25 protein-coding genes and 1 riboswitch are annotated in these 25,652 nt (G+C 64.8%); of the genes, 3 read left to right on the forward strand and 22 right to left on the reverse strand.

Translation table 11 applies throughout. From position 1 onward, the window contains the following. Positions 1-104 precede the first annotated feature (104 nt). The 7 genes from cobJ to B7X49_RS06090 are packed head-to-tail and all read right to left on the reverse strand — an operon-like array spanning position 105 to position 8,156. Positions 105-863, reverse strand: coding sequence for a precorrin-3B C(17)-methyltransferase (gene cobJ, locus B7X49_RS06060; RefSeq protein ID WP_286702682.1), 759 nt, complete (start codon positions 861-863; stop codon positions 105-107). Further along, complete coding sequence (locus tag B7X49_RS06065; RefSeq protein ID WP_286702683.1) at positions 860-1,585, reverse strand: precorrin-2 C(20)-methyltransferase; 726 nt, start codon at positions 1,583-1,585, stop codon at positions 860-862. Before B7X49_RS06065 ends, cobJ begins: the two co-directional genes overlap by 4 nt. Continuing rightward, complete coding sequence (locus tag B7X49_RS06070) at positions 1,582-2,211, reverse strand: precorrin-8X methylmutase (protein WP_286702684.1); 630 nt, start codon at positions 2,209-2,211, stop codon at positions 1,582-1,584. The genes B7X49_RS06065 and B7X49_RS06070 overlap by 4 nt, the downstream gene beginning before the upstream one ends. Continuing rightward, positions 2,208-3,350 (reverse strand): hypothetical protein, encoded by a 1,143-nt coding sequence (locus B7X49_RS06075; RefSeq protein ID WP_286702685.1) that lies wholly within the window; start codon positions 3,348-3,350, stop codon positions 2,208-2,210. The genes B7X49_RS06070 and B7X49_RS06075 overlap by 4 nt, the downstream gene beginning before the upstream one ends. After that, positions 3,347-6,727: a cobaltochelatase subunit CobN gene (gene cobN, locus B7X49_RS06080; protein ID WP_286702686.1), complete on the reverse strand. Its 3,381-nt coding sequence runs from the start codon at positions 6,725-6,727 to the stop codon at positions 3,347-3,349. The genes B7X49_RS06075 and cobN overlap by 4 nt, the downstream gene beginning before the upstream one ends. Positions 6,728-6,729: 2 nt before the next feature. Then, entirely contained in the window at positions 6,730-7,773 is a 1,044-nt protein-coding gene (gene cobW / locus B7X49_RS06085; RefSeq protein ID WP_286702687.1) for a cobalamin biosynthesis protein CobW, read from the reverse strand. Beyond that, positions 7,770-8,156 (reverse strand): DUF1636 domain-containing protein, encoded by a 387-nt coding sequence (locus B7X49_RS06090; RefSeq protein WP_286702688.1) that lies wholly within the window; start codon positions 8,154-8,156, stop codon positions 7,770-7,772. The genes cobW and B7X49_RS06090 overlap by 4 nt, the downstream gene beginning before the upstream one ends. A gap of 148 nt (positions 8,157-8,304) precedes the next feature. Then, positions 8,305-8,504: riboswitch (cobalamin riboswitch) on the reverse strand. Between the two features lie 148 nt (positions 8,505-8,652). Here B7X49_RS06090 and B7X49_RS06095 point away from each other — a divergent pair. Together B7X49_RS06095 and B7X49_RS06100 are read left to right on the forward strand one after the other, a co-directional pair. Next, positions 8,653-8,796 (forward strand): hypothetical protein, encoded by a 144-nt coding sequence (locus B7X49_RS06095; RefSeq protein ID WP_286702689.1) that lies wholly within the window; start codon positions 8,653-8,655, stop codon positions 8,794-8,796. 61 nt (positions 8,797-8,857) lie between these two features. Then, positions 8,858-9,433, forward strand: coding sequence for a hypothetical protein (locus tag B7X49_RS06100; protein ID WP_286702690.1), 576 nt, complete (start codon positions 8,858-8,860; stop codon positions 9,431-9,433). Positions 9,434-9,510: 77 nt separating this feature from the next. Here the strand turns inward: B7X49_RS06100 and B7X49_RS06105 are convergent, their stop codons facing one another. From B7X49_RS06105 to B7X49_RS06150, 10 genes are all read right to left on the reverse strand, one after another. Then, a complete protein-coding gene (locus B7X49_RS06105) occupies positions 9,511-10,467 on the reverse strand; it encodes a peptidoglycan-binding protein (RefSeq protein WP_286702691.1) in 957 nt (318 codons plus the stop codon). A 3-nt stretch (positions 10,468-10,470) separates the two neighbouring features. Beyond that, the gene (locus B7X49_RS06110) at positions 10,471-11,601 is read right to left on the reverse strand and encodes a hypothetical protein (protein WP_029313311.1); all 1,131 of its coding nucleotides are present in this window, start codon (positions 11,599-11,601) and stop codon (positions 10,471-10,473) included. Between the two features lie 15 nt (positions 11,602-11,616). After that, complete coding sequence (locus tag B7X49_RS06115; protein WP_286702692.1) at positions 11,617-12,201, reverse strand: hypothetical protein; 585 nt, start codon at positions 12,199-12,201, stop codon at positions 11,617-11,619. 194 nt (positions 12,202-12,395) lie between these two features. Next, positions 12,396-13,199, reverse strand: a complete 804-nt coding sequence (locus tag B7X49_RS06120; protein ID WP_286702693.1) for an inositol monophosphatase family protein — start codon at positions 13,197-13,199, stop codon at positions 12,396-12,398. Between the two features lie 240 nt (positions 13,200-13,439). Continuing rightward, positions 13,440-14,006 carry an elongation factor P gene (gene efp, locus B7X49_RS06125; protein ID WP_029313314.1) on the reverse strand — a complete coding sequence of 189 codons (567 nt, stop codon included), beginning with the start codon at positions 14,004-14,006 and terminating at the stop codon, positions 13,440-13,442. Positions 14,007-14,092: 86 nt separating this feature from the next. After that, a complete protein-coding gene (locus B7X49_RS06130; protein WP_286702694.1) occupies positions 14,093-14,554 on the reverse strand; it encodes a DUF2335 domain-containing protein in 462 nt (153 codons plus the stop codon). Continuing rightward, positions 14,544-14,759 (reverse strand): hypothetical protein, encoded by a 216-nt coding sequence (locus tag B7X49_RS06135; protein WP_286702695.1) that lies wholly within the window; start codon positions 14,757-14,759, stop codon positions 14,544-14,546. The genes B7X49_RS06130 and B7X49_RS06135 overlap by 11 nt, the downstream gene beginning before the upstream one ends. An 85-nt stretch (positions 14,760-14,844) precedes the next feature. Continuing rightward, complete coding sequence (locus B7X49_RS06140; protein WP_286702696.1) at positions 14,845-15,381, reverse strand: DUF6362 family protein; 537 nt, start codon at positions 15,379-15,381, stop codon at positions 14,845-14,847. Further along, positions 15,378-15,695: a hypothetical protein gene (locus B7X49_RS06145; protein ID WP_029313318.1), complete on the reverse strand. Its 318-nt coding sequence runs from the start codon at positions 15,693-15,695 to the stop codon at positions 15,378-15,380. Before B7X49_RS06145 ends, B7X49_RS06140 begins: the two co-directional genes overlap by 4 nt. A 67-nt stretch (positions 15,696-15,762) precedes the next feature. Continuing rightward, complete coding sequence (locus tag B7X49_RS06150) at positions 15,763-16,095, reverse strand: hypothetical protein (protein ID WP_286702697.1); 333 nt, start codon at positions 16,093-16,095, stop codon at positions 15,763-15,765. Between the two features lie 59 nt (positions 16,096-16,154). Between B7X49_RS06150 and metH the strand changes: the two genes are divergently transcribed. After that, the gene (gene metH, locus B7X49_RS06155) at positions 16,155-19,640 is read left to right on the forward strand and encodes a methionine synthase (RefSeq protein WP_286702698.1); all 3,486 of its coding nucleotides are present in this window, start codon (positions 16,155-16,157) and stop codon (positions 19,638-19,640) included. A 237-nt stretch (positions 19,641-19,877) separates the two neighbouring features. Here metH and B7X49_RS06160 read toward each other — a convergent pair whose 3' ends face one another. The 5 genes from B7X49_RS06160 to B7X49_RS06180 form a co-directional block, all read right to left on the reverse strand. Beyond that, the gene (locus tag B7X49_RS06160; RefSeq protein WP_286702699.1) at positions 19,878-21,305 is read right to left on the reverse strand and encodes an ImmA/IrrE family metallo-endopeptidase; all 1,428 of its coding nucleotides are present in this window, start codon (positions 21,303-21,305) and stop codon (positions 19,878-19,880) included. A 22-nt stretch (positions 21,306-21,327) separates the two neighbouring features. Further along, positions 21,328-21,747 (reverse strand): hypothetical protein, encoded by a 420-nt coding sequence (locus tag B7X49_RS06165; protein WP_286702700.1) that lies wholly within the window; start codon positions 21,745-21,747, stop codon positions 21,328-21,330. Between the two features lie 495 nt (positions 21,748-22,242). Then, on the reverse strand, positions 22,243-23,148 hold the full coding sequence (gene tsf / locus B7X49_RS06170; protein ID WP_029313323.1) for a translation elongation factor Ts: 906 nt from the start codon (positions 23,146-23,148) through the stop codon (positions 22,243-22,245). Between the two features lie 29 nt (positions 23,149-23,177). Then, complete coding sequence (gene rpsB, locus B7X49_RS06175) at positions 23,178-23,951, reverse strand: 30S ribosomal protein S2 (RefSeq protein ID WP_035230102.1); 774 nt, start codon at positions 23,949-23,951, stop codon at positions 23,178-23,180. Between the two features lie 423 nt (positions 23,952-24,374). After that, positions 24,375-25,547, reverse strand: a complete 1,173-nt coding sequence (locus tag B7X49_RS06180; RefSeq protein ID WP_286702701.1) for a M20 aminoacylase family protein — start codon at positions 25,545-25,547, stop codon at positions 24,375-24,377. Positions 25,548-25,652 lie beyond the last annotated feature (105 nt).

The raw sequence follows: 25,652 nt of genomic DNA on the forward strand, positions 1-25,652 counted from the left end.
TGATCCATTGGGCCCGTGCCGCTGAAACCGCCCTTGCCCCAGATAAACAAAAGTTTTTTGCTTCTTTTTTTCAAAAAAGAAGTCTTCCCCTACCCGTCCCTGCCTCACCCCACCCCCCGCGGCGTATAAACCCACGGCGTCCCCGCCTCGCGCGCCACCATCCGTGTCGCCGCACTCCCCACCAGCACCAGCGTCCGCATATCCGCCAGTGCCGGGTCCGCCGCATCCAACCGCACCACCGTTACCGCCTCATCCGCACGGCTCACGGCGGTCGCGAAAATCACCGGCACCGATCCGGGCAGCACGCCGCGCAGCACCTCGAAGCACCGCCCGATCTGCCACGGCCGCGCCCGCGACGCCGGGTTATACAGCGCGAGCACGAACCCCGCGCCCGCCGCCGCAACCAACCGCTGCTCGACCAGGTCCCACGGTTTCAGATTATCCGAGAGCGAGATCGCACAGAAATCATGCCCCAGCGGCGCGCCCACCCGTGCCGCCACCGCCAGCAGCGCCGAAATCCCCGGCACCACGCTCACATCCAACGCCCGCCAGGCCGCCTCGCCATGATCGATCGCCTCGAACACCGCGCTCGCCATCGCGAACACCCCGGCATCACCGGATGACACCACCACCACCACCCGCCCCGCCGCCGCCAGCGTCAGCGCATGGCGCGCCCGGTCCAGTTCCACCCGGTTATCGGTCGGGTGCTGCACCACGCCCGGCCGCGCCGGCACCCGCGCCAGATACGGCCCATACCCGATCAGATCGGTCGCCGCCGCCAGCGCCGCCGCCGCCTGCGGCGTCTGCATCGCCGGATCGCCCGGCCCCAACCCGACCACGATCAACCGCCCCGCCCCGCTCATCGAACGCCCTGCCGGCCGGGCACCAGGATCATCGAAAAATACGGCGCGGTCGGCGTCACCAGATCCCGCAGCGGCACGATCCGCTCACCGCTCATCGTGCCCCGCTCGACATACACGGCCCGATCGATCAGGCTGGCCCGCTCCAGCGCGCGGCGGATCTTCTCCAGATTCCGCCCCACTTTCATGATCACCGCCGCGTGCGCGCCCGAAAGTCGCGCGACCAGATCGGCCTCGTCCAACGTGCCCGGCAGAATGCTCAGCACGTCATCGCCATGCGCCATCGGCAGCCCGGCACGGCTCCAACACCCGCTCATCCCCGCCACGCCCGGCACCGTCTCGCTCCGATAGGCGCGCGCCAGCCGGTCGAACAAATACATCGCCGAGCCATAGAAAAACGGGTCACCCTCGCACAGCAGCGCAACATCGTCGCCACCATCCAGCGCCGCCGCCACGGCCTCAGCGGATTTGCCGTAAAAACAATCTATTGCAACCCGATACTGCGGATCATCATGCGCGATTTCGGTGGTATACGGATACTCGAACCGCAACTCCGCAGCCCCCGCCCCGATCAGCGACGCCGCGATGCTGCGCGCATGGCCAACCCGCCCACGCTTGGCGAAAAACGCCACCACCGGCACCCCAGCCAGAATCCGCGCCGCCTTCAGCGTCACCAACTCCGGATCACCCGGCCCCATCCCGATCGTATAGAGCGTGCCGGTCATTCCACTGGGCTCGCCAGCGCATTCACCGCCGCCGCCGCCATCGCGCTGCCGCCGCGCCGCCCGGTCACGATCACGAAGGGCACCGCGCCCTGCGCCGCCAGTGCAGCCTTGGATTCCGCCGCCCCGACAAATCCCACCGGCATGCCGATGATCGCGGCGGGACGCGGCGCGCCAAGGTCGATCAATTCCAGCAAATGAAACAGCGCGGTCGGCGCATTACCGATCGCCACCACCGCACCGCCCAGCCGCTCACCCCATAAATCGAGCGCCGCCGCCGAGCGCGTATTGCCGATCGCCGCCGCCAGCGCCGGCACCTCGGCATCGCGCAAGGTGCAGATCACCGAATTCCCCGCCGGCAGCCGCGCCCTGGTGATGCCATGCGCGACCATCTCGGAATCGCACAACACCGGCGCCCCCGCCCGCAGCGCCGCCGCCGCCGCATCGGCGAACCCCGGCGAAAACCGCAAATCCCGCACCACATCGACCATGCCACACGCGTGGATCACCCGCACCGCCACCAGCGCCTCGCCCGGCGGCAATCCGCCGAGATCGGCCTCAGCGCGAATCGTCGCGAACGAGCGCGCGTAAATCGCCGCGCCATCGCGAATGTAATCGTAATCACTCATACCGCAGCATCCGCGAGCATCCCGAACTGCGCCACCACATCCGCCAACCCGAGGCCCAGCCGCACCGGCGCATCGCCCGCCCGCCCGTCCACCACCACATCATACCGCCCGTCCCGCCCGACCAGCGTCAGCGCCGCCGCCATCGGATGCGCGCAACCCTTGGCACAACCCGAAACATGCACATCGCAATCCGCCCAAAGTCGCGCCGCCAGCAGCGCCGCATCCGCCCGCGTATCCGTACTCGCCGCCGCACAACCCAGCCGCCCGACGCAGGCCCGCACCCGCGCCCCCGCCGGCGCACCAGCATCGGCATCGGCATCGGCATCGGCATCGGCATCGGCACGCGCCCCCGCCAGCATGATCACCCGCCACGGCGTCAACCGCAGCACGCCATCCCCCGACTCAGCCCTATCCGCGATCGCCCGCAACCGCGCCGCATCCATCGCCCCGAACGGCACCGAAACCATCGCAACACCTGGTATCCTATCCACAGTCACCGCCGCACTGCCCCGCGCCGCAGCCTCCGCCCCCGGAAACATCTCCCGCATCCGCGCCACCCCGGCCCGCAGCCAGTCGCGCAACCACCCCTCGACCACGCCCACCACCGCATCGGTCGCACAAAACACCGCGTGCGGATCACCATCCCGCCGCAATACCCAGCCCGCGTCCTGCATCGCCGGTCCGGCCGCCGTCATCGCGATATCCGCCCCCATCGCGCCCAGCCCCGCCGCCCCACCGCCATCGAGCGTGATGAAAAACTTCTCCGCCCGGCCGCTCACCTCCGGCAGCGCCGCGATCACCGCGCCCAACCGCGCTGCCAGCACCTCACCCGCCGGATGCGCCGCCGGATCGACCCCGAGCAGCGGCGCCGTCAGCAGCCCCGGCCGCCGCACCGGCTGGTCCAGCGGCCCGATCATCGCCGCCGCCGCCGCCGCCGATGCCGCGCTGAACCCGCGCAGCTGCAAATTGCCCCGATTGGTCAGCTCGATCGCGCCATTGCCGTGCCGCGCCGCCGCATCGGCGACCAACCGCGCCTCGGCCGCGCTCAACCGTGCGAGACGCGGCCGCAGCCGCACCAGCAGCCCATCCGCCGCCGGCATCGGCTCAGCCAGGCTCGGGCACCAGCCGCGCAGGCTCACGCCCCCGCCTCCAGCGCGGCCGCGACATCGTTGCGATGCGGATGCCACAAATCCTGCCCCCGCGCGTCCGCCAGCCGTGCGATAATCGCCGCCCGCGCCGCCGGATTCTCCCGCCGCAGAAACCCATCCACCGCCGCATCGCCCAGCATCGCGTCGAACACCAGATCGAACTGGGCATCGAACCGCGCCGGCATCGTCGCGGCAAACCCGTGCAGCGCCGCCACCCCGCGCGCCATTTCGGCCCCGCCGCGATAGCCATGCCGCATCATCCCCGCGATCCAGCGCGGATTGGCCAATCGCCCACGCACCACCCGCGCGACCTCCTCGGCCACCAACCGGCTGCGCGGCGCGTCCGGGCGCGACACATCCATATGATACAGCGCAGCCTCGCCCCCCAGCATCACCGCCGCCGCGGCAAACCCGCCCTCATGCGCCGCGTATTCCGGACTATCCAGAATATCCGTCTCGGCATGATCCTGCTGATGCACGAACGCCCCGGCCTTGCGCACCAATGCGGCAAACCCCGCCGCATCCGCCGCGCCATCCAGCCCCTGGCCATACGCGCTCGACGATGCAGCGAGATACGCCCGCCCCAATTCGTCGCGATCCCGGAAGCCGCCGCGCGCCAGCCGATCCGCAACGCCGCTGCCATAATCCCCTGGTGCCGCGCCATAAATCCGCGCCGTCGCCGCCCGAAACGCCTCGCCGGTCAAGTCCCGCGCCGCCGCCAACGGATTCCACGCGACCGCTTCATCCCGCGCCGCCACCGCCCGCACCGCCGCGTCGAACAATAAAATCTGCGCCTCGAACGCATCGCGAAACAGGCCGGAAATCCGCAGCGTCACATCCACCCGCGGCCGATCCAGCACCGCCAGCGGCACGATCTCGAACCCGCCGACCCGCCCGGTCCCCGCATCCCACACCGGCGCAACACCGAGCAATATCATCGCCAGCGCCAGATCCTCGCCGCCGGTCCGCAAACTCGCGCTGCCCCATAAATCGATCACCGCCGCCCGCAGATCATCGCCCTGATCCTGCCGATGCCGCGCCAGCAGCACGCCCGCCGCCTTCGCCGCCAGTGCCATCGCCGAACCGGTCGGGATCATGCGCGGATCGAGCGTGGTCAGATTGCGCCCGGTCGGCAGCACATCCGCCCGCCCCCGGCTCGGCGCACCGGCGGGCCCCGGCGCCACGAACCGCCCCTCGAGCGCCGCCAGCAACGCCGCCCGCTCACCGCCGCCCGACCCATCGAGCCGCGCCGCCAGATCATCCACACCCGGGCACGCCGCCGTCAGCGCAGCCAGCATCGCCGCCCGGCCGCGCGGCGCCCGGCCGAACACGTGCAGCCCATCGCGGATCTGCAAATCCTTGACATCGCACAAATACGCATCGAGCCGCGCCAGCGCCACATCCTCATCCGCCCCCGCCGGCACGCCGCATTCCGCGAGCCACCCGCCATCCGCCGCCTGCTCGATAATCTGGCGCCGCAACAGCGCCGCCCGCCGGCGATCCATCCCATCGGCGGCGGCATATTCATCGATCAGCCGCTCCAGCGCCGCACTCCCCGAACCCGCCGCCACCAGCGGCGGCGTCAGATGCCCGATCGTCACCGCCCCCAGCCGCCGCTTCGCCGCCGCCGCCTCGCCCGGATTATTCACGATGAACGGATAGATCACCGGCAACCCGCGCAGCAGCGCCACCGGCCAGCACGCCTCACCCAGCGCCGCCGCCTTGCCCGGCAGCCACTCCACCGTGCCATGCGTGCCCAAATGCACCAGCGCATGAACCCCGAGTTCACGCCGCAACCAGATATAAAACGCCACATAGGCATGGCACGGCGGCAGCCCCGCATCGTGATACCCCGCCTTGCGATCGGTCAAACTCCCCCGATCCGGCTGCACCGCCACCACAACCTGCCCGCACCGCACATGCCGCAGCCGAAACACCCCCGCCACCACCGCGGCATCCGCCTCCGGCTCACCCCAGGCCGCCAGCATCGCATCCCGCAACGCCGCAGGCAGGTCCCTGAAATACTGGCGATAATCCGCCACCGCGAGCACCGCACCCGGCGCGTCATGGCACAACCCAAGCACCAGCGCCGCCGCATCCACCGGCGCGCCGCACGCATACCCTGCGCCCGCCATATCCTCGATCATCGCCGCCAGGCTCGCGAAACAATCGAGCCCCACCGCGTGCCCAATCTCACCCGAACCAACCTCACCCGAACCGGCCCCATCCACCCCGGGATAATCCGAAATCACCACCGCCACCCGCCGCTCGGCCACGCCCGCCCGCGCCAGCCGCACCCACCCCGCCGCCCGATCCGCCGCCAGCGCCACCCCCGCCGGATCAGGCCGGTTGATCACCCGGGCAAACTCCAGCCCCGCAACCTCTTCCACCGCCGCCTTGAACGAAATCGCCGTGGTCAGCAGCCGCCCATCCAGCTCCGGCAACGCCACCTGCATCGCCAGATCGGTCTGCGAAACACCGCGAAACCCCGCCCCGCCCGCATCGAACGAAGCCGACAAAATCACCTGCAACACCGGCACATCAGCCAAATCCAGCACGAACCCCGCGCCAGCCCGCGCCGCAAACCCCGTCGCATTCAAAACAATCGCCGGCCGCACCACCGCCAGCCGCGCCGCAATGAAATCCGCCGCCGCCGCATCCTTCAAACTCGCGACGAACCAAACCTCCACCGCCATCCCGCGCGCCGCCAGCGCCGCGGCCAACGCCTCGACCGGCGCGGTATCCCCCGCCAGCACATGCGATCGATACACCACCACAACCGCCACCGGCCGCCCGCGTGCCGCCGCCGGCACCCCGCACACCCCCGCCGCCGGCAACGCCACCGGCATCACCCCGGCATCCTCACCCAACCCCGCCAGATGCGCCGCCAACCCCAGCGCCGCCGCCATGTTCGCTGTCCCACCCTCGCGCAGAAACCCCGCCATCCGCGCCCGCATCGCCCCGCCGATGGTCGACATCGCAGCGAGCCGCGCATCCACCCGCCCATCACCCTCGATCATGATCAGCGCAATCCCGGCCGCCCGGCACACCCGCGCAACCTCCGCACAGCCATACGCCCAGTAATCCACCCCGCCGAGAATGCGGATCACCACGCATCGCGCCCGCGCGATCACCTGCTCAACATATAAATCCACCGAAAGCGGATGCCGCAGCCGCACCAAATTCGCCAGCCGCAAGCTCGGCCGCTCATGGGGCCGCCCGCCGCCCATCGCCTGCCAGGCCTGCGCCATCCCGCCCAGATCACTGTCGGAAAACGACAGCATGACAACATCCGCGGCACTCTGCCCCAGATCGACCGCAGCCTCCTGATCATCCAGCGTCGCCGTCTCGCGGACGAGCAGATGCATCGCTACGCCGCAACCGTCTCGGGCCCGATCGCCGCCTCGATCGCGGACCGATCCAGCCCGCTCAGCCCGATCACCACGACATCCCCGCGCCGTACCTCGCCCGCCGCCCACGCCCGATCGAAATGCCAGGTGAACCGCGCGCCCACCCCCTGCACCGCCAGCCGCATCGGCTTGCCCGCAATCGCCGCAAACCCCTTGATCCGCAGCACATCATGCGCCGCCGCCACCGAACGCAGCCGCGCGATCAACCCATCGACGTCATCCTGCACGCCGATGCCCACCGAAAAACTCTCGAAATCATCATGCTCATGCGCGCCATCCTCGGCATCATGATGCGATGGCCGCGCCGCCAAATCCGCCTCCGCCGCCGCCCCCAGCCCGAACACCACCGCCGGATCAAGCCGGCCCTGCCGCGCCGCCACCAATTTCACCGCCCGCGGCAACGCCGCCGCAATCCCCTCCCGCACCGCCGCCAATTCGTCACCCGACAACAGATCCGCCTTGTTCAGCACGATCAGATCCGCCGCCTGCAACTGATCCTCATAAACCTCGGCCAGCGGATTATCATGATCGAGCGAAGGGTCCGCCGCCCGCTGCCGCGCGACCGCCGCCGGATCATCGGCAAACCGCCCCGCCGCCACCGCCGGCCCATCCACCACCGCGATCACCCCATCCACCGTCACCCGCGTGCCGATCCCCGGCCAGGTGAACGCCTTCAGCAACGGCTTCGGAATCGCAAGCCCCGACGTCTCGATAATAATGTGCTCCGGCGGCAACGCCCGATCGAGCAGCGCCGTCATCGTCGGGATAAAATCCTCCGCCACCGTGCAGCACAAACACCCGTTCGCCAGCTCCACAATATCCTCATCGCCGCACGCCTCGATGCCGCACCGCCGCAGCGTCTCGCCATCGACCCCCAGCGCCCCGAACTCATTCACAATCACCGCAATCCGCCGCCCGCCCGCATGCGCCAGCAAATGCCGCAGCAGCGTCGTCTTCCCCGCCCCCAGAAACCCCGTGATGATCGTCGCCGGCACCTTGCTCATTCCGCAGCCTCCCGCATCCCCGACTCGATCGACGGCACCCGGCCCACGATCATATCCTTCAACGAAGCCGCCCGGCGCGACGGCATGATCGTCCCGCTGCCCGACGCCACATAAGACCGCGCATACTCCATCAGATCGCCCGCCATCTCCGGCCGCAACCCGCCCAGCAGATAACTCCATTTCCCCGGCATCGAAATCGCCGCCGAACACCCAAGCGCACACATCGCCAGGCACTCGACCCCGCGCAGCACAACCGGCGCCCCATCGGCGCACGCCTCGAGTGCGGCATACAAATCCGCCCCCATCGGCACCCCACCGGGCTCCAACGGCAAACCAGCCCGGCACGTGATACAAACATGCAAATGCGCAACCGCGTCAGTCATCGAACCCCCGGACGGAACCCTCCGCCATGCAACAGGCAACGATTACTGAGCGTCCCGGCCCGCCAAAACGGCAAACCGAAAGACGACGTTTTCACGCGTCGCTGTCATCAGGACACCCCGCCCGAGACACGTTCAGCCCAACCAGGCAACACGCCCAGCCGCAGATGGCAGGTCTCCTGGCTCACAGCGCCGGGGATCGATCCCCATGGTTCCCATCGCCTTCCCGGAAAACACCCAGTGGCAAAATGACGAAAACCGCGCCGCTTACAGTTGCGGGGGCAGCCGTGGCCTCACACCACGTTCCCTATTCACCTCCCTCGCGGAAGGACCATCACACCCCAACCATACAAGCCCCGCCGGACGCATGTCAAAACGATCGCGAGCAAGGCAAGCAAGCACGTCTTTTTTGAAAAAAAGAAGCAAAAAACTTCTATGAATCAAACCACCCCAGGCCCGTAGGGTGGGTATCCCTTGATACCCACCACCCACACCCCCAATGACCGACCCCGCCACCATCCGCGCCATCGGCTTCGGCCTCGCCGTCCACGAACGCGGCACCGCCGGCCTGTCCGACATCGTCATAAACCCGCCCGATCACGGCCACGACCAAGCCCGCCAAACATCAACAAAAGTCACATAAAATATCGCCCCGTTAGAAATACCGCTTTCTTACCCCCCGCCCCCCATGCTTATCTGCCCGCGTGACCCCGAGCGCCCCACCCGAACCGGCCGACCCCGCCCAGCACCTCCTGCTGGTGCTGCGCGCCATCCAGGCCGTTATCGCGGCCAAGGCTGAAACGCCGGGTCCCGCCGGCATCCTGCTCGGCCTGATCGGCAGTTTCATCGGCCGCCTGATCGCCCAACTCACCCGCCGCCTCGCACGGCAGTCCATCGCGCCACCCGAGGCCACCGCGCCCACCAGCCCCGCAAGCCCGCACCGCAACCCGCACCAAACCTCTGGGCCCGCGGCATCGCCTGGCTCGGCGCCATGCTGCCCACCCCACCCCCAATCAAACGGCCACGCCGCCGCACCACAAGCGCCACGCCGCACGCCCACCGCGCACACCCCGCCCCATCGCCCCCCACCAAACAACCATCACCCACGCCCCGCAAAGCACCACCGCAACCGCGAGCGCCACGCCACCCCGAATCCCCCACACAGCACCATCCGGCATCATGCTGCTACCGCCACCGCTCACCCCCATCCCCCACCCACACGAAATTTCGGCCCCAACCCGCCCACACCTTCGCACGCCCAATTTGTTACGATATCGTAACGAATTGGGCGTCCAGCTACGCCACTCCAGCAACAATCCCAGAACGCAACGCGCCCCACCCTTGTCATCAAGCGTCTTCAATCCGCCGACGTCAACCGAAACTCGATCCGCCGGTTCTTCGCCAGATCCCCCGCAGCATCCCCGGTCGCAATCGGATGCGCCGCCCCATACCCCGTCGCAATCACCCGATTCTTCGCGACACCATCGGCAATCAGCAGATGCAGCACCGAAAGCGCGCGCGCGGCCGAAAGGTCGAAATTATCCTTGTACTTCCCACCCTTCACCGCTTCCTTGTCGGCATACCCGCCCACGCTCAACACCCAGTTCAGATGCGGCGGAATCTTCGGCGCAATCTTCTCGATCGCCGCAGCCACATCGGCAATCTCCTGCGTCCCCGCATCCGACAATTGCGCGGAATCCGAGGGAAACAGCACATCGCTTTCGAACACGAAACGATCCCCGACGATCTTGATATTCTTCTCACCCGCCAGCGCCTTGCGCAGATCACCGAAGAATTCGCTGCGATACTGCTGCAAACGCGCCACCTTGCGGGCCAACGCCTCGTTCAACTGCTTGCCGAGGTCGGCAATCTGCACGTGATCCGCCGCATCCTGCGCCGCCGCCGCATCAAGCGCCGCCGCCAGGCTCGCCAGTTGCAGCCGCAACGCCGCAATCTGCTGATCGAGCAGCGCCACCGTCGAAACCTCCCGCGCGTTCAGCTTCACCTGCCCGGAAAGTGCCGCCGCACTCGCCGCCTGCTTTGCCTTCATCAGCGAGGCCATGCTCGCCAACTCATCCTGCAACGAAGCCGTCTTCGATTTCTCCAGCGCCAGCACGTTCGACAATTGCGCGATCTCGCCGCGCAATGTCGCAATCGTCTTGTTGCTGCCGTTCAGCGCCACCGACAAAAACGCCTCCGCCAGCACGAACACCAGCAGCACGAAAATCGTCACCATCAACAATGTCGACAACGCATCGACATAGCCCGGCCAGATATCCAGCCCGTTGCCCCGGCTCCGGTGCAGCCGCGCCATCGCTCAGCCCCTCACATCATCGAGCCGCGCCGCAACCGTCCGCGTCAGAATCTTCAGGTCATGCCGCAAATCCGCCATTCCCTGCATCCGCCCCTGTTCTGATTCCGTAATCATCCGCGCCAGCAGCAATTCGATATTCCGCAGATGCGCGCGCGATATTTCATCATTGCCCTGATCCGCCTGCTCCGCCATCCGCGCCAGCGCCGCCTGACCCTCACCGATCTTCAGCATGATGCGGTGCGAATTATGAATCGCCTCGGTCAGCGTGTTCATCCGCTCGGTCAGCGTCTGCGTCGCCTGCGCGGTCTGCGCCCGGCTCTCCTCGTTGCGCAGCAGCACACGCTGCAAGGCTTCGATATTCTCCGCACTCTGCTCCAGCAGCGCCTGCACATACGCCGGCATCGAGGCCTCGCCCTCGATCGCCAGCGCCCCGCTCGAAACCCGCGTCAGCCCGGCCAGCCATTCTTCCAACTCATTGAAAAACCGGTTCATCGCCTGGCCTGCGGTCAGATCGAGAAACCCCAGAATCAACGCCCCCGACAGGCCGAACATCGAGGATGAAAACGCCGTCCCCATGCCCGCCAGCGGCCCGGCCAACCCGGATTTCAACTGGTCGAACATCGCATTCACATCGCCGCCCGAAACATTCATCCCGCCGATCACCCCGGCCACCGCATGCACGGTCTTCAGCAACCCCCAGAACGTGCCGAGCAGGCCCAGAAAAATCATCACCCCGGTCACGTAGCGCGAGGTTTCGCGGCTCTCGTCCAACCGGCTGGCAATGCCATCCAGCATCGTCCGCATGCTCGCAATCGACAGGCTCATCCGCTTGTTGTCGTCGCCGCGCGCGCCGAACATCCGCGCCATCGGCAACAACAAACGCGGCTTCGGCCCCTGCTCGATCGAGGCGCGCGAACGCTGAAACCGCTCCACCCAATCCACCTCCGGGCTCAGCCGCAGCACCTGGCGCAAATTCCACCCGATCCCGAAAATCTCGACCAGCACGATCACCGAATTGACCACCGGGTTCGCCATGTAAAACTTCGCCAGCGTCGGCGCGATGATCGCCGCCAGCCCATACACCAGGACCAGAAACACCAGCATACGAATAAGGTAGCGGTTCGGTCGCGTCATGATGGCAAAAAATCCCTAAGGTATTTCCGTCAGCGTAACATGATCGGGCACGATGCCGGGCGGATTCCCCAGCGCCTGAACAATGATGTGATCGGACGAAACGCCCGCCCGCCGCAACACCGCCCGCACCGCGAGCCCGCGATTGAGCGCCATCCGCCGCGCCACCGAAGGATCGCTCGCAACCCCCGGCGCCGTCGCCTGCACCACATAATGCGCCCGCAGATTCACCTTGGCGCCGATGAAATGCGCTAATTGCCGCGCAGCTCCGCCCGGCAACGCCACATCCACACTCGGAAACACCAGCGTCACCGCCCGCGGCCCGGCCGGCTTGGGCAGCGCCGGCAACGCCGCGACAACCGGCACCGAAACCGGCGGCGGTGGCGGCGGCAAGGGCAGGGGGCGCATCACCGCGCGCCGCCGGACAACGGGCCGCCGCACGATCGGCCGATACGGCCGGCGCACCACCGGCCGCTGCGGCGCCACCGGCTTGCCGGATAACTGCTGCAACGCCTGCTGGTTTACCACAACCTGCGCCGACGCCGCACCCGCGCCGCACACCACCGCCAGACTCAGCACGATCGTTGCGAAAACCTGTCTCATTGGGCGTGACTCTAGCGTAGAACGCCGCTTGCGCTCAATGGCAGGTCGATAAAGGCTAAGGGAAGGTCTTCTTTTTTGTGAACAAAAACAAGCAAAAAAAACTTTGTTAATTTGGGCCCGTGCCGGTTTCAGCGCCCGTGCCCCAACGTCAGAAAGTTTTTTGCTTCTTTTTTCCAAAAAAGAAGCCTTCCTTCCTACCCCCTAGGCCCCTCCAACGCCTCAGCCACCAACTCCCGCAACCGCGGCTGAATATGCGGATTACCGGCGACCACATCGCCCGAAACATGCTCATGCCCGGCCGGATCGGTCGCATACCCGCCTGCTTCGCGCACCAGCAGCACCCCCGCCATCACATCCCAGGCATGGGTGCCCAATTCCCAATACGCATCATATCGCCCGGCCGCCGTCCACGCGAGATCGAGCGAAGCCGCGCCAACCCGCCGCACCCCGGCCGTCTCCGGCATCAACGCCCCCAGCACCCGCGCAAACGCCAGCCGGTTCTTCGGCGCCGTCTTCGCGAACGGAATCCCGGTCGCGAACAAACAGGCCGACCAGTCCCGCCGCGCCGAAACCCGCAGCCGCTTGTCGTTCAAATAAGCCCCGCCACCCTTTTCCGCCCAATAAATCTCGTCCAGCGCCGGCGCAAACACCAGCCCCGCCACCACCTCGGACCCGCCATCCGGCAGCCGCTTCTCCAGCGCAATCGAAATCGCCCAGTTCGGAATCGCATGCAGAAAATTGGTCGTCCCATCCAGCGGATCGATCACCCACCGCCACGCCCAATTGTCCGACCCGCGCGCACCACCCTCCTCACCAAGAAACGCATACCCCGGCCGCGCCCGCTCCAACTCCTCGATCAGCGTCTGCTCCGATCGCACATCTGCCTGACTGACAAAATCCGAAGGCCCCTTCACGGAAACCTGCAAATGCTCAACCTCGTTGAAATCCCGGATCAACCGCTTCGCCGCTTTCTGCGCCGCAGCAACCATGATCGTCATATGCGCAGAACGACGAGGAACCATGTGAGACACTCCAAAAGGGTTAAGAAGGCCAAGGGGCTCCGCCCCCTGGACCCCCGCCAGGAACTTAGTTCCTGGACCTCATTAGTTTCAGATGAGAGGGGGCTGACTTACTGTTTCAAAGAGTACGGACTTGATGCCCCCTCTCATCTGAAACTACCGGGGTCTGGGGCCTAAGGCCCCAGCGGGGGTCCAGGGGGCAGCGCCCCCTGGCCTTACCTACCCCTTGGCGCGTTCCACATAGCTCGCGTCTTCCGTGCGCACGACCACGCGTTCGCCGGCTTCGACGAAGGGTGGCACCATGGTTTTCACGCCGTTGGCGAGTTTGGCGGGTTTGTAGGACGATGATGCGGTCTGGCCTTTGACCACGGGGTCCGCCTCGACGATTTCGAGTGTCACTGTGGCGGGCAGGTGGATGCCGACCGGATCGCCCTCGACCAGATCGACCACGACGGGCATGTTATCCTGCAAAAACGGCAGCATATCGCCGAGCAGATCGGTGGGCACCAGGAACTGCTCGAAGGTTTCCCCGTCCATCAGCACCAGGTTGTCACCGTCCGTGTAGGAATAGGTGTAATCGCGGTTATCGGTCATCAACCGCTCGACGGTATCGGCGGTGCGCCAGCGTTCGTTGGTCTTGTTGCCGGTCTTGAGGTTGCGCATTTCCACCTGGATGAATGCGCCGCCTTTGCCTGGCGTGATGATCTGCTGCTTGAGCACGGTCCAGCGGTTGCCGTCATGTTCAATGACCTGGCCAGCGCGGATAAGGTTCGCCTGCTGCTTCATGAAAAATACACTCGATCTGCGATAAGGATGCGGCGGCTTAGCCCGATGTGCGCCATTGGGCAAGGCGGGGCGGCATCGCGGCGATTTCAGTCGGGTTCGGCCGGCTCGATTCGCGCCCGCACGAACCAGCCGATCGCGCCGACCGAGGGCACGCCGACCAGCGCGAGCGCAACCGGCGTGTTATGGTGCAACCCGAGATAGATCGCACCGGATACGCAGCCCAGAAAGCCGACGAACCCGGCCAGCCAGCCGAGGTAAGGGTAGGCGATTTCGAGCATCTGCAACCGGTGGCGGTGTTTCTGTTCGCTGATCGCCATGTTCAGAATGTCGCGCGCGGCGCCGGGCACGACCTCGTCATAGGCTTTCAGATGGCGGGGATGCGGCAGCGGTCCGGCGTAGGTTTCGGACAGCGCTGCGATAATCGTCCGTTCCGCGGTCTCGGGTAATGTGCCGTCGTCTTTGAGTTGATGCAGCAGCGCGACGGCCGCTGCCGGATCGGATACTATGTCGTCGTCGGGGTCTGCGCCGCTATCCGGCTCAGCGCTCACGATGCTTCATCGCGGCCGCCAGATCGTCGCCGACGGCCCGCCAATCCGCCGCGATCCCGCCGCGCTGCTTGATGGCGGGCAGCCTGGTCGGGCCGGCAAAGAAAATCGCCGCCGACCCAAGCCCGGCCAGAACCCGATCGATCCGTGACCGCCGCGCCCGCGGTGGTTTGGCCGAACGCACGCCCATCGTGGTCGATAAACCCATCACATCCCTCAACCGGTCATCCAACGGACCAAACGCAGCGGTATCAAACGCCGCGGTACCAAGCGCAGCACCGCACTCCATACCCTCACTTTCTAACCATTTCCCCAAGCCCCGTCAAAATAATCCCCAGCCCATCCTTATGCCAGCGCTGCACCGATTTATGATCCGCCCCCAGCACGCTCCCCAGCCGGCGCCAGGGAAACAGATACCGCCCGGTCAGCGGGTGCGTCAGCGCCCGCGCCCCCACGATCCGCCGCAGCACGAACCGGTCTTCCGGAATGATCGCGAGCCACCCCAGCGCCTCGTCCATCCGGTCGATCGCCGCACCGGAGGGATGCCGCTGGCGCACCTGCGCCGGCTGCCAGCCATACGCATCGAGCGCGCTGTGCACCACCTCGTAGCGCATCATCCGCAGATGCGGCGAATAGCCTGAATTCGGCATCGCCAGCAGCGTCGATCCGGCATCCTCCAACCGCGCCACCAGCGCCGCCGCCGGATCGGACGAACCCGTCACGGCCGGGCAGGGCCGAATGCCGCCGCGCGCCGCAACACCCGAGCCCAGCACCGCGCCCGGCGCCTGCGCCCGCACCGATGCTGCCATACCCACCACCCGCCCGCTCATCGCCGCAACTCCCGCCGCCCGGCGCTCAGCGGCACGAACAGCGTGCCCTCCAGAATCGTCCCCGACGTCAGCACATCCCACGCGACCGGATGCCCGGCGTGCAGCGGTGCGCGGTTCGGTTCATCCTCCGGCCGCCGCTCCGCCTTGCGCGGCGGCACCGGCCCGCCCTGCGCCTGAATCCGCCGGCCCCGTTCAATGATCGTGTTGCGTGACAATCCCAGCACATCGCCGATCGCCGCCCAGGTCGCCCCGGCGGCCCGCATCTGGCGGATCGTGTTATCGGCGGTTTCAGTCCAATCGCGACGTCCCGGCATGGTGAGCCTCCCTGGTTACAGGGAGAACGATACGGGAACACTATCGCGATGTCAATATAACTAACATTCAGTCAGACGATATTACCACCCTGCGAAACCGCGCCCGCGTCACCGCATCCCCCGCCAGCGCCGCAAGCACCAGCGCCACGCCATCATCCCCCGCCAGCACCACAACCCGCGCAAACCACGCCACCTCGCCGCGCGCCCGCGCCAGAAACAACCGCGCCAACGCCTCACTCGCCGGCCCGCGCGGCGCGCAGCACGCGCACCCCACGCCATGCAGCGGATGATCCGGCACCACGAACCGCGCCACCGCCGCGGCCGCCGGTGCCGGCGCATCCCCCTCGATCAGCACCGCATCCGCAGCACTCACCGCCCCGCCGAACACCACTTCGATCATTGCTCCCCCGTTTCATCAAACATTGGAATCACCCGGTCCGTGCTATATCGTGAGGCATCATGAGCAAACCACATCTCCTCGACGCCCTGCGCCACCACGTGCTCCTCTGCGACGGCGGCATGGGCGCGCGCGTCCAGGCGCTCACCCTCGATGTCGAGCGCGACTATTGGGACAAGGAAAACTGCACCGAAATCCTCAACCTCTCCCGCCCCGACCTGATCCGCGAAATCCACCGCAGCTATTTCGAAGCCGGGGCGGACATGGTGGAAACCAACAGCTTCGGCGGCTCCCCGATCACGCTCGAAGAGTTCCAGCTCGGCGACCGCGCCTTCGAGATCAACCGCATCGCCGCCGAACTTGCCCGCGAAGCCGCCGAAACCTTCGCCGATTCCCGCACCCGCTACGTCATCGGCAGCGTCGGACCGGGGACCAAACTCCCCAGCCTCGGCAACATCGCCTACGACCCGCTGGAAGCCGGCCTCGCCGAGCAATGCCGCGGCCTGATCGCAGGCGGCGTCGATGCCATCCTGATCGAAACCTGCCAGGACACCCTACAGATCAAAGCCGCCGTCAACGGCGCCAAAATCGCCCGCGCCGAACTCAAGCGCGACATCCCCATCTTCGTCCAGGTCACCGTCGAGACCACCGGCACCCTGCTGGTCGGCCCAGACATCGCGGCCGCCGCCACCGTCATCCACGCGCTCGATATCCCCCTGATCGGCCTCAACTGCGCCACCGGCCCGCAGGAAATGGCCGAACACGTGCGCTACCTCTCACAAAACTGGCCCGGCCTGATCTCGATCCAGCCCAACGCCGGCCTGCCCGAACTGGTCGACGGCGCCACCCACTACCCGCTCGGCGCCGCCGAACTCGCCTCCTGGATGGAACGCTTCGTCCTCGAAGACGGCATCAACCTGGTCGGCGGCTGCTGCGGCACCTCGATCCCGCACATCGAAGCCCTCAACGCCATGCTGACCAAATTAGGCAACCCCCGCCCAACCCCGGTCGCCCGCAAATCCTACTGGGTCCCCTCGGTCGCCAGCCTCTACGGCGCCACCCCGCTGCGCCAGGAAAACTCGTATTTCTCGATCGGCGAGCGCTGCAACGCCAACGGCTCGAAAAAATGGCGCGAACTCCAGGAAAACGCCGATTGGGACGGCTGCGTCGCCATGGGCCGCGAACAGGTCGCCGAGGCCTCCAACGCGCTCGACATCTGCACCGCCTTCGTCGGCCGCGACGAACTCTACGAAATGAACGAAGTCATCACCCGCTTCACCTCCTCGGTAAACGCCCCGTTAGTCATCGACTCCACCGAAACCCCGGTGATCGAAGCCGCCCTCAAGCTCCACGGCGGCAAACCCATCATCAACTCGATCAATTTCGAGGACGGCGAACACATCGCCCGCGAACGCCTCACGCTGGCCAAAAAATTCGGCGCCGCCATCATCGCGCTGACCATCGATGAAGTCGGCATGGCCAAGGAGCCGCAGCAGAAACTCGAAATCGCCCGTCGCCTGGTCGATGTCGCCTGCAACCAATACGGCCTGCCCCAATCGGACCTGCTGATCGACCCGCTCACCCTCACCATCGCCACCGGCAACGAGGACGATCGCAAATTAGGCCAATGGACGCTCGAAGGCATCAAACTCATCCGCGACGAGTTCCCCGATATCCAGATCATTCTCGGCCTCTCCAATATCTCCTTCGGCCTCAACCCCGCCGCCCGCGCCGTGCTCAACTCGGTCTTCCTCGACCTCGCGGTCAAAGCCGGCATGACCGGCGCCATCGTCCACGTCAGTAAAATCCGCCCCCTGCATTTGATCTCCCCCGAAGAGATCGAAGTCATGGAAGATCTCATCTTTGATCGCCGCCGCGAAGACTACGATCCGCTGAAAAAAGTCCTCGCCATGTTCGCCGACCGCAAGGCCGCCCAGGCGACCAAAAAAACCCGCGCCGAAACCGTCGAAGGCCGCCTTCGCGACCGCATCATCGATGGCGACCGCAAAGGCCTGACCGACGAACTCGACGACGCCCTCCAGCACCACCAGCCGCTCGACATCATCAACAACATCCTGCTCGATGGCATGAAAGTGGTCGGCGAATTGTTCGGCGCCGGCAAAATGCAGCTCCCCTTCGTCCTGCAATCCGCCGAAACCATGAAAGCCTCGGTCGCCTATCTCGAACCCAAAATGGAACGCATCGCCGGCCAGGAAAAAGGCACCATCGTCCTCGCCACCGTCAAAGGCGACGTGCACGACATCGGCAAGAACCTGGTCGACATCATCCTCACCAACAACGGCTACCGCGTCGTCAACCTCGGCATCAAAGTCCCCCTCGCGGACATGGTCGCCGCCGCGAAAGAACACCGCGCTCACGCCATCGGCATGTCCGGCCTGCTCGTCAAATCCACCGTCGTGATGCGCGAAAACCTCGAGGAAATGGCCCGCCAGGGGCTCGAAATCCCCGTCCTGCTCGGCGGCGCGGCACTCACCCGCAACTACGTCGAGGATGATTGCGTCGCCGCCTACGCCGGCGGCCGCGTCGCCTACGCGCGCGATGCGTTCGATGGCCTGCATTTGATGGACAAAGTCACCGGCAACGCGTTCGATGACTACCTCGCCGCCCTGCAAGCCAAGCGCAAAGGCAAATCTCGCAACACCAAGCGCAAACTCGGCGAAGCCGACACCCGCGGCTTCGCCCCGGTCGATGTCAACGCAGCCCAAGCCCGCCGCCGCCGCCTCACCGAAAACCTCGCCGTACCCACCCCGCCGTTCTGGGGCGCGCGCATGATCGAAACCCCTGCCAAAGCCCTCGTCCCCTTCATCAACGAGCGCTCGCTGTTCCAATTCCAATGGGGCTTCCGCAAACAGGGCAAAACCCTCGAAGAGTTCCTCGGCTGGGCCCGCCAGGAACTCCGCCCGATCATGAAGCGCATGCTCGCCCTCTGCGAAGCCGAAAACATCCTCAAGCCCCAAGCCATCTACGGCTACTGGAAAGCCGCCGGCCAAGGCAACGACCTCATCCTCTTCGAGCAGGACGGCACCACCGAAGTCGCCCGCTTCACCCTGCCGCGCCAACCCCGCGAAGACGGCGACTGCATCGCCGATTTCTTCCGCGACATCGAAGACCCCGAACGCGACATCATCGCCCTGCAAGTTGTCACCATGGGCCAGAAATCCTCCGAAATCGCGCGCGACTGGTTCGAAGACAACCGCTACCAGGATTACCTCTACCTGCACGGCCTATCGGTCGAAATGGCCGAAGCCATGGCCGAACACACCCACAAACGCATCCGCGCCGAATGCGGCTTTGCCGCCGAAGACGACCGCGACATCGAAAAAATGCTCGCCCAATCCTACCGCGGCTCCCGCTACAGCTTCGGCTACCCCGCCTGCCCGAAACTAGAAGACCAAACCCAACTCCTGCGTCTATTGGACGCGGAACGCATCGGCGTGTCGCTGTCCGACGAATCCCAACTACACCCCGAACAATCCACCAGCGCGATCGTGGTGCTGAACCCGAAGGCCAAGTATTTCTCAGTATAAGAAAGCAATCTCTTCTTTTTATAAAAAGAAGAAAAAAATTTTATTATGTAGGGCGGAAAAGCGAAACGTCTTCCGCCCCTTCTCTCGCCACCCTAACCTGCTCCTGAAGTAGAGGATAGCAGAGGCAAAAATGTTATTTTGCCTTAAGTAAGGCGAAGGCGTTTCGTCTTTGCGCTGCCACACTGGCTACGATTTATCAACGAATCCTTGTAATTCGGGAACTATTGGAGCGTGCCGCTAAAAATTCTCGATATTTTGCCGAAATATAGTGTCAAGATTTGTTCTACGCTCTGGGGGCGCCCCGCGCACCACCTGGCGCGATGCCACGATACGCGTAACAGCGAACTTGACACCGATTTCGTTCAACACGGGCTCAATATCGGTCCAAGACATCCGAGGCCTATGTTGTTCAAAGGCATCGTAAGCGACGGTAGTCGGGAGCAAAAGATAGGCCGCGAACGCGTTAGCGCGCGTCTCGATCCGGCGTGGGACTCGCTGTTGCGCCGAGTCTATGAGTGCTGGCCATTCATCATGGTCAAGAAGCAGATGACCGAGTTCATGCGCCCAGGTAAATCGAATCGCGCGGTCGAGATCGTCATCATTTGAGCCGCGCCGCCTTGTGCCGCGGTTCAGCAAGATAGCGGGACCATTCACCGGCCCCGCGCTTGCAAGGCCGTCGATCCTCCGGTCCAAATCCTCCACGTACACAACCCTGATACTCAGAAGTTCCGATAGGCTCTCCAGATCAAAAGCGGCATCAGGGGAACAGACCAGCCAGTCTCTTATGCTGGTTGCTGCTCTTATGCCCTGATCGGTAGAATTAGGCATATGTCTCAAATCGGCCCGAACGATGCGGCGACGCTCGCTGAGCCGTTCGGTCGGTCCCGCCGGCAGCCGTCGAAACGCAGCAATCATGTCCGCGATGCCACGAGGCCCGAGGCCTCCGGAACTGCGCGCTACCGCGACCAGAGGCGCTGCATTATCATTCGCAACCTCCCTGAGGCTGCGAGTCTGTAGGCTCGATAGCAACGGTTCTAGGTCATCACGCTCTCTCTCGAGGTCGGCGACGGAAAGGGCCGTAAGGTACGACGTTATAAGAATCGGGTCTGCCTGATTTCGTGAATCCCACCGCGCAACCGTCCTTTGATAGGCGCCTCCAGCCGCCACAAGACGCTCACGAGCAAACGCGCCAAGTCGTTCGAGTTGATCAACAAAAGAAGTATAGGAGCAGCCTGTAAAGACGTCCCCTCCGGTCTCGAACCGATATCGGCTACCCTCCCTCATCACATAAAATTCCGGAAGTGCGCCGCCGCCCTTTAGCGAGCGCAGGTCGTGCTTGTAGAGAAAGCCCTCGATTTCAGCCTGCTCCGCCGCAATATCCACGCCATCAGAGTCAGCAATCAGATCCCAGCGGTCCTCAGCGGCCCGAAGCAGACCCGTAATCGAGCGAGGCTCCTGGCGCGGTTCGAAGATGTCGGGCCAAACCTCCGAAAGAAGCAGCGATGCCCACGCGTCCGCCAGGTAAGAAAGAACATCCTCCGCGTCGAAAATCGCGCTACCGTCATCGCTTGACTGGGGATACGGCCAGAGCACCTCGCCATCGACCAATACCGCAAGGCGAATGTCCGTAGTTCCAACGACGTCGAACTCGAGCTTCAGGTTCATGGCGGGCCTTCAATCAAATCGCTCAGATGTCGGGTTTCCCCGCCTTTATGATATTCTGTTTCACCCATGCGTCGAACTGAAGTTCGCATTTTATCACCACTGCCTTATCCCTCAATGTCTTCAAAATGCGCTTCCCGAGGTCCCCCGCATATGGATAACCATGGTAACTATCCCCGGGGTTAGATGTTTGCGCGGTATAAATTGTGCCGTCAACATCGACGGCAAACAGGCGCTTGGGAAATTCCTGACTGTATGGATCGACAGTTATATATCCGACCGCGTCGTCAAGCAGTCCTTGCCGCCACTCCGGAGCCCGCCCGCGCGGACACTTTCCAATCCGATCGCGCCCGTCTGATACGATTTCCGGAAGCTCTGACTGTCCAACATGCTTGCGCCGATTTTCGCCCCGCTCATATCGCCGTTGCGGAGTAGCGTCACCCATCAGGCTCCCCTATGTGAAAACGTTGCATGTTAGACTACCTGCCGCGCTTGCTCAGGCCCCTCCGTACGCAGGGATGAATACGTTCATAGCGAATTCCATCGCTACCTCTCAACCAACATAATCAACCTTAAGGGGCTATGACCTGGAATAGCAAGACATAGCAAGGCAAAGCAACATCGTATGTCCGTTTCCTAACTGAGTGGCTCGTAGTACCCTCCCGTAAGCCGCATCGCTAAAGCCTTAGAGTCGGTCCAAGATTTTTGTCAGCAAGCGTAGATTGGGCAGAGCCCTTGCGAAGCCCAACAATCTCACCCGACCAATGCGTCCAACCCGCTGATCCCGCTATCACGCAACGGATCGCCACGGCGTCGCCACCAACCCCAATACCCCACCCCACACCCCACCCGAAAAAAAACCGGCGGCGTGAAAACCCCACGCCGCCGGCCCAACAATCAAAAACGCCGAAGCATCCCGCTTACGGAAAAAACCCCAACCTCAAACCCCCGCCGCCGCCGCAACCTCGGCCGCGAAATCGGTGGTCTCCTTCTCAATCCCCTCACCAAGCGTGAACCGCACAAACCGCGTCACCTCGGCCCCGGCATTGTGCACAATCTTCTGCACCTTGCTCTCGCCGTCATGCACCCACACCTGCTCAAGCAGCACCACATCCGCGAAATACTTGCGAACCCGCCCCTCGACCATCTTTTCGATAATCGCATCCGGCTTGCCCTCGGCCCGCGCCTGGTCGGCGAAAATCGCCCGCTCGCGCGCCACCGCCGCCGGGTCCACATCCGCCGCACTGATCGCATCCGGCCGCGTCGCCGCAATATGCATGCCAATCTGCCGCCCGAGTGCCGCCAACGCCGCCTCGGCATCACCCTCCAGCGCCACCAGCACGCCAATCTTGCCCAGGCCCGGCTTCAACGCGCCATGCACATACGAAGCCGCCGCCCCGCGCGAAACCTCGATCACGGCAACCCGCCGGATCGTCATGTTCTCGCCCACCGTCGCAATCAGATGCGTCAGCTCCTCGGCCACCGAGTGCGAAGTCCCCGGATACGCCGCCGCCTTCAACGCCTCGACATCCTCGCCCACGCTCAGCGCCAGCGTGGCAACCGTCTCGACAAACGCCTGAAACGCATCATTGCGCGCCACGAAATCGGTCTCGGCATTCACCTCGACCATCGCCGCCTTGTTGCCCTCATGCGCCACGCCAACCAGGCCCTCGGCCGCAACCCGGCCCGATTTCTTGGCCGCCGCCGCCAGACCCTTCTTGCGCAGCCAATCCACCGCGGCTTCCATGTCGCCGCCGGCCTCAACCAGCGCCTTCTTGCAATCCATCATCCCCGCGCCCGTCTTGTCGCGCAGATCCTTCACCATCGTGCCCGTAACTTCGGCCATGGTCATCCTCCTCAATTGATCAAAAAAACTCAGGCGTGAACTGCGGCATCCTCATCGGCGCCCGCATCCGGCGGCAACTCTTCCATCGCCCCGATATCCACACCCGAACCCGCCATCTCCGCACTGATCCCCTCGAGCACAGCACCCGCAATCAGATCGCAATACATCGTAATCGCGCGGATCGCATCGTCATTGCCCGGAATCGGATAGGTCACGCCCTCAGGGTCGGAATTCGAATCCAGCACCGCAATCACCGGAATCCCAAGCTTGTTCGCCTCCTCGACCGCCAACTTCTCCTTGTTGGTGTCGATGATGAACAGAATATCCGGCAGCCCGCCCATCTCCTTGATGCCACCCAACGCGCGCTCCAGCTTCTCCTTCTCGCGCGACAGGTTCAAAATCTCCTTCTTGGTCAGGCCCTGCGCCTCACCGCTCACCGTGTCTTCCATCTGGCGCAGCTTGCGGATCGAATTGGTAATCGTCTTCCAATTCGTCAGCATCCCGCCCAACCACCGATGATTGACATAATACTGCCCACACCGCGTCGCCGCCTCGGCCACATGGTCCGCCGCCGCGCGTTTGGTGCCAACAAACAACACACGCCCGCCACCGGCCGCAACATTACGCACCTCGCGCAACGCCCGCTCCAGCATCGGCACCGTCTGCTGCAAATCAATGATATGAACCTGATTGCGCACGCCAAACAAGTACGGCGCCATCCGCGGATTCCACCGCCGCGTGTTGTGCCCGAAATGCACACCCGACTCGAGCAACTGACGCAACGAAACCTCTGGCATAGCCATGAGCAACATCCTTTCTATGACCGCACTCTCGCGATCGTCCGGTTAAAACCTCCACAGAGCCATGCCTCGCGGCACCGGACCCCAAACAGGGGAAGGCGCTCCATGTGCGAATTATCAGCAAAAGCTGACGCGCGCGGTATGCCGCAGAACGTAGGGCAAGGCAAGGAAGCGGTTCTTTTTTGCAAAAAAGAACCAAAAAACTTTTTGGAATCAGGTGCTAGCCTTGGCGACGGCGGGTGGCTTGCCGTGGCGCTCCTGCTGCGTGGTAGACGGCGCTGGCCGCCAGCCGGATCTCCAGCGCCCCATCGCCCATCAGCGCCGCCGGCACCACCGCCGCTTCGATCCGCTCGGCGAACAGGATCGGCCCGGAGTCGAAGGTGTCGCGCGCGGGGCGATGGCGGCGGTGCGATCGCTCATCGTCCGTCAGCCGGCCGCACCGCGCGGCAGCTGGCGTTCGACCAGCGCGGCATACAGGCCAGCGCCGAACGGGATCGCCGCATCGTTGAAATCGTAGCGATCATTGTGCACCGGCGCGCTCGCCTCGCCATTGCCCAGATTGATATAGGCGCCGGGGCGGGATTCCAGCATGAATGAAAAATCCTCCGACCCCATCACCGGCGCGCTCGCGCGATCGATCTTCGCGGCATCGACCAGCGACGCCGCGGCCTCCACGATCGCATCGGTCGCGGCGGGATCGTTCACCAGCGGCGCGAACAGAAACCGGAAATCGACCGTGGCGACCGCGCCGAATCCGGCGGCGATCTGGCTGGCCAGGCGCTTCATGTTGTCTTCCATCATCTGCATCGTCTCGCGCTTGAAGCTGCGCACGGTGCCGCGGATGGTCGCGGTTTCGGGGATCACGTTATAGGCGGTGCCGGCCTGCAAACCGGTGACGCTGAGCACTGCCGGATCACCCGGGGTAACGTTGCGCGAAACGATCGATTGCAGCGCGCTGGTGATCGCGGCCGCCGCCAGCACGGGATCGACGCTGTCCTCCGGCCGTGCGCCATGCGCGCCGCGGCCGGTGATGGTGATATCGAAAAACGCGCCGCCCGCCATCATCGGCCCCGGCTTGATCGCAAACGCGCCGACCTCCAGCCCCGGGCGATTGTGCATGCCGAACACCTGCTGGCAGGGAAACCGGTCGAACAACCCGGCGCTGATCATGGCGTTCGCACCGCCCAGCCCCTCCTCGGCGGGCTGGAAGATGAAATTGACCGTGCCGTTGAAATTGCCGGTGGCCGCCAGATAGCGCGCGGCACCGAGCAGCATGGTGGTGTGGCCGTCATGGCCGCAGGCGTGCATCACGCCGGGGTTGGTGCTGGCGTAAGCAAGCCCGGTCGCTTCGGTGATCGGCAAGGCGTCCATATCCGCGCGAAGGCCGATGCTGTCAGCGCTGTTGCCACGGCTCAGCACGCCAACCACCCCGGTGCCGCCGACCGCGCGATGCACCGCGATACCCCATTCCGCCAGCTTGCCCGCGACCAGATTGCTGGTGCGATGCTCCTCAAAGCCGATCTCGGGATGGGCGTGGATGGAGCGGCGGATCGACGTCAGATCGTCATGATAGGCCCGAATGGCGTCAACAATATCCATCGTTCATCATTCCGTGCCTATCCGGTTGACTCAGACACCCACTAGGGCTAGTGGCCCCCGCCATGGCGGCCATTGACATTCACCAGCGTGACGAACTGGCTTTCC

The sequence above is a fragment of the Acidiphilium sp. 34-64-41 genome, from assembly GCF_002282635.1.
GTDB lineage: Bacteria > Pseudomonadota > Alphaproteobacteria > Acetobacterales > Acetobacteraceae > Acidiphilium > Acidiphilium rubrum.

Coding starts and splice junctions, on each gene's coding strand:
- cobJ (WP_286702682.1), bottom strand. CDS start 863: ATGAGCGGGGCGGGGCGGTTGATCGTGGTCGGGTTGGGGCCGGGCGAT.
- B7X49_RS06065 (WP_286702683.1), bottom strand. CDS start 1,585: ATGACCGGCACGCTCTATACGATCGGGATGGGGCCGGGTGATCCGGAG.
- B7X49_RS06070 (WP_286702684.1), bottom strand. CDS start 2,211: ATGAGTGATTACGATTACATTCGCGATGGCGCGGCGATTTACGCGCGC.
- cobN (WP_286702686.1), bottom strand. CDS start 6,727: ATGCATCTGCTCGTCCGCGAGACGGCGACGCTGGATGATCAGGAGGCT.
- cobW (WP_286702687.1), bottom strand. CDS start 7,773: ATGAGCAAGGTGCCGGCGACGATCATCACGGGGTTTCTGGGGGCGGGG.
- B7X49_RS06090 (WP_286702688.1), bottom strand. CDS start 8,156: ATGACTGACGCGGTTGCGCATTTGCATGTTTGTATCACGTGCCGGGCT.
- B7X49_RS06095 (WP_286702689.1), top strand. CDS start 8,653: ATGACCGACCCCGCCACCATCCGCGCCATCGGCTTCGGCCTCGCCGTC.
- B7X49_RS06105 (WP_286702691.1), bottom strand. CDS start 10,467: ATGGCGCGGCTGCACCGGAGCCGGGGCAACGGGCTGGATATCTGGCCG.
- B7X49_RS06110 (WP_029313311.1), bottom strand. CDS start 11,601: ATGACGCGACCGAACCGCTACCTTATTCGTATGCTGGTGTTTCTGGTC.
- B7X49_RS06115 (WP_286702692.1), bottom strand. CDS start 12,201: ATGAGACAGGTTTTCGCAACGATCGTGCTGAGTCTGGCGGTGGTGTGC.
- B7X49_RS06120 (WP_286702693.1), bottom strand. CDS start 13,199: ATGACGATCATGGTTGCTGCGGCGCAGAAAGCGGCGAAGCGGTTGATC.
- efp (WP_029313314.1), bottom strand. CDS start 14,006: ATGAAGCAGCAGGCGAACCTTATCCGCGCTGGCCAGGTCATTGAACAT.
- B7X49_RS06135 (WP_286702695.1), bottom strand. CDS start 14,759: ATGGGTTTATCGACCACGATGGGCGTGCGTTCGGCCAAACCACCGCGG.
- B7X49_RS06140 (WP_286702696.1), bottom strand. CDS start 15,381: ATGAGCGGGCGGGTGGTGGGTATGGCAGCATCGGTGCGGGCGCAGGCG.
- B7X49_RS06145 (WP_029313318.1), bottom strand. CDS start 15,695: ATGCCGGGACGTCGCGATTGGACTGAAACCGCCGATAACACGATCCGC.
- B7X49_RS06150 (WP_286702697.1), bottom strand. CDS start 16,095: ATGATCGAAGTGGTGTTCGGCGGGGCGGTGAGTGCTGCGGATGCGGTG.
- metH (WP_286702698.1), top strand. CDS start 16,155: ATGAGCAAACCACATCTCCTCGACGCCCTGCGCCACCACGTGCTCCTC.
- B7X49_RS06160 (WP_286702699.1), bottom strand. CDS start 21,305: ATGAACCTGAAGCTCGAGTTCGACGTCGTTGGAACTACGGACATTCGC.
- B7X49_RS06165 (WP_286702700.1), bottom strand. CDS start 21,747: ATGGGTGACGCTACTCCGCAACGGCGATATGAGCGGGGCGAAAATCGG.
- tsf (WP_029313323.1), bottom strand. CDS start 23,148: ATGGCCGAAGTTACGGGCACGATGGTGAAGGATCTGCGCGACAAGACG.
- rpsB (WP_035230102.1), bottom strand. CDS start 23,951: ATGGCTATGCCAGAGGTTTCGTTGCGTCAGTTGCTCGAGTCGGGTGTG.
- B7X49_RS06180 (WP_286702701.1), bottom strand. CDS start 25,547: ATGGATATTGTTGACGCCATTCGGGCCTATCATGACGATCTGACGTCG.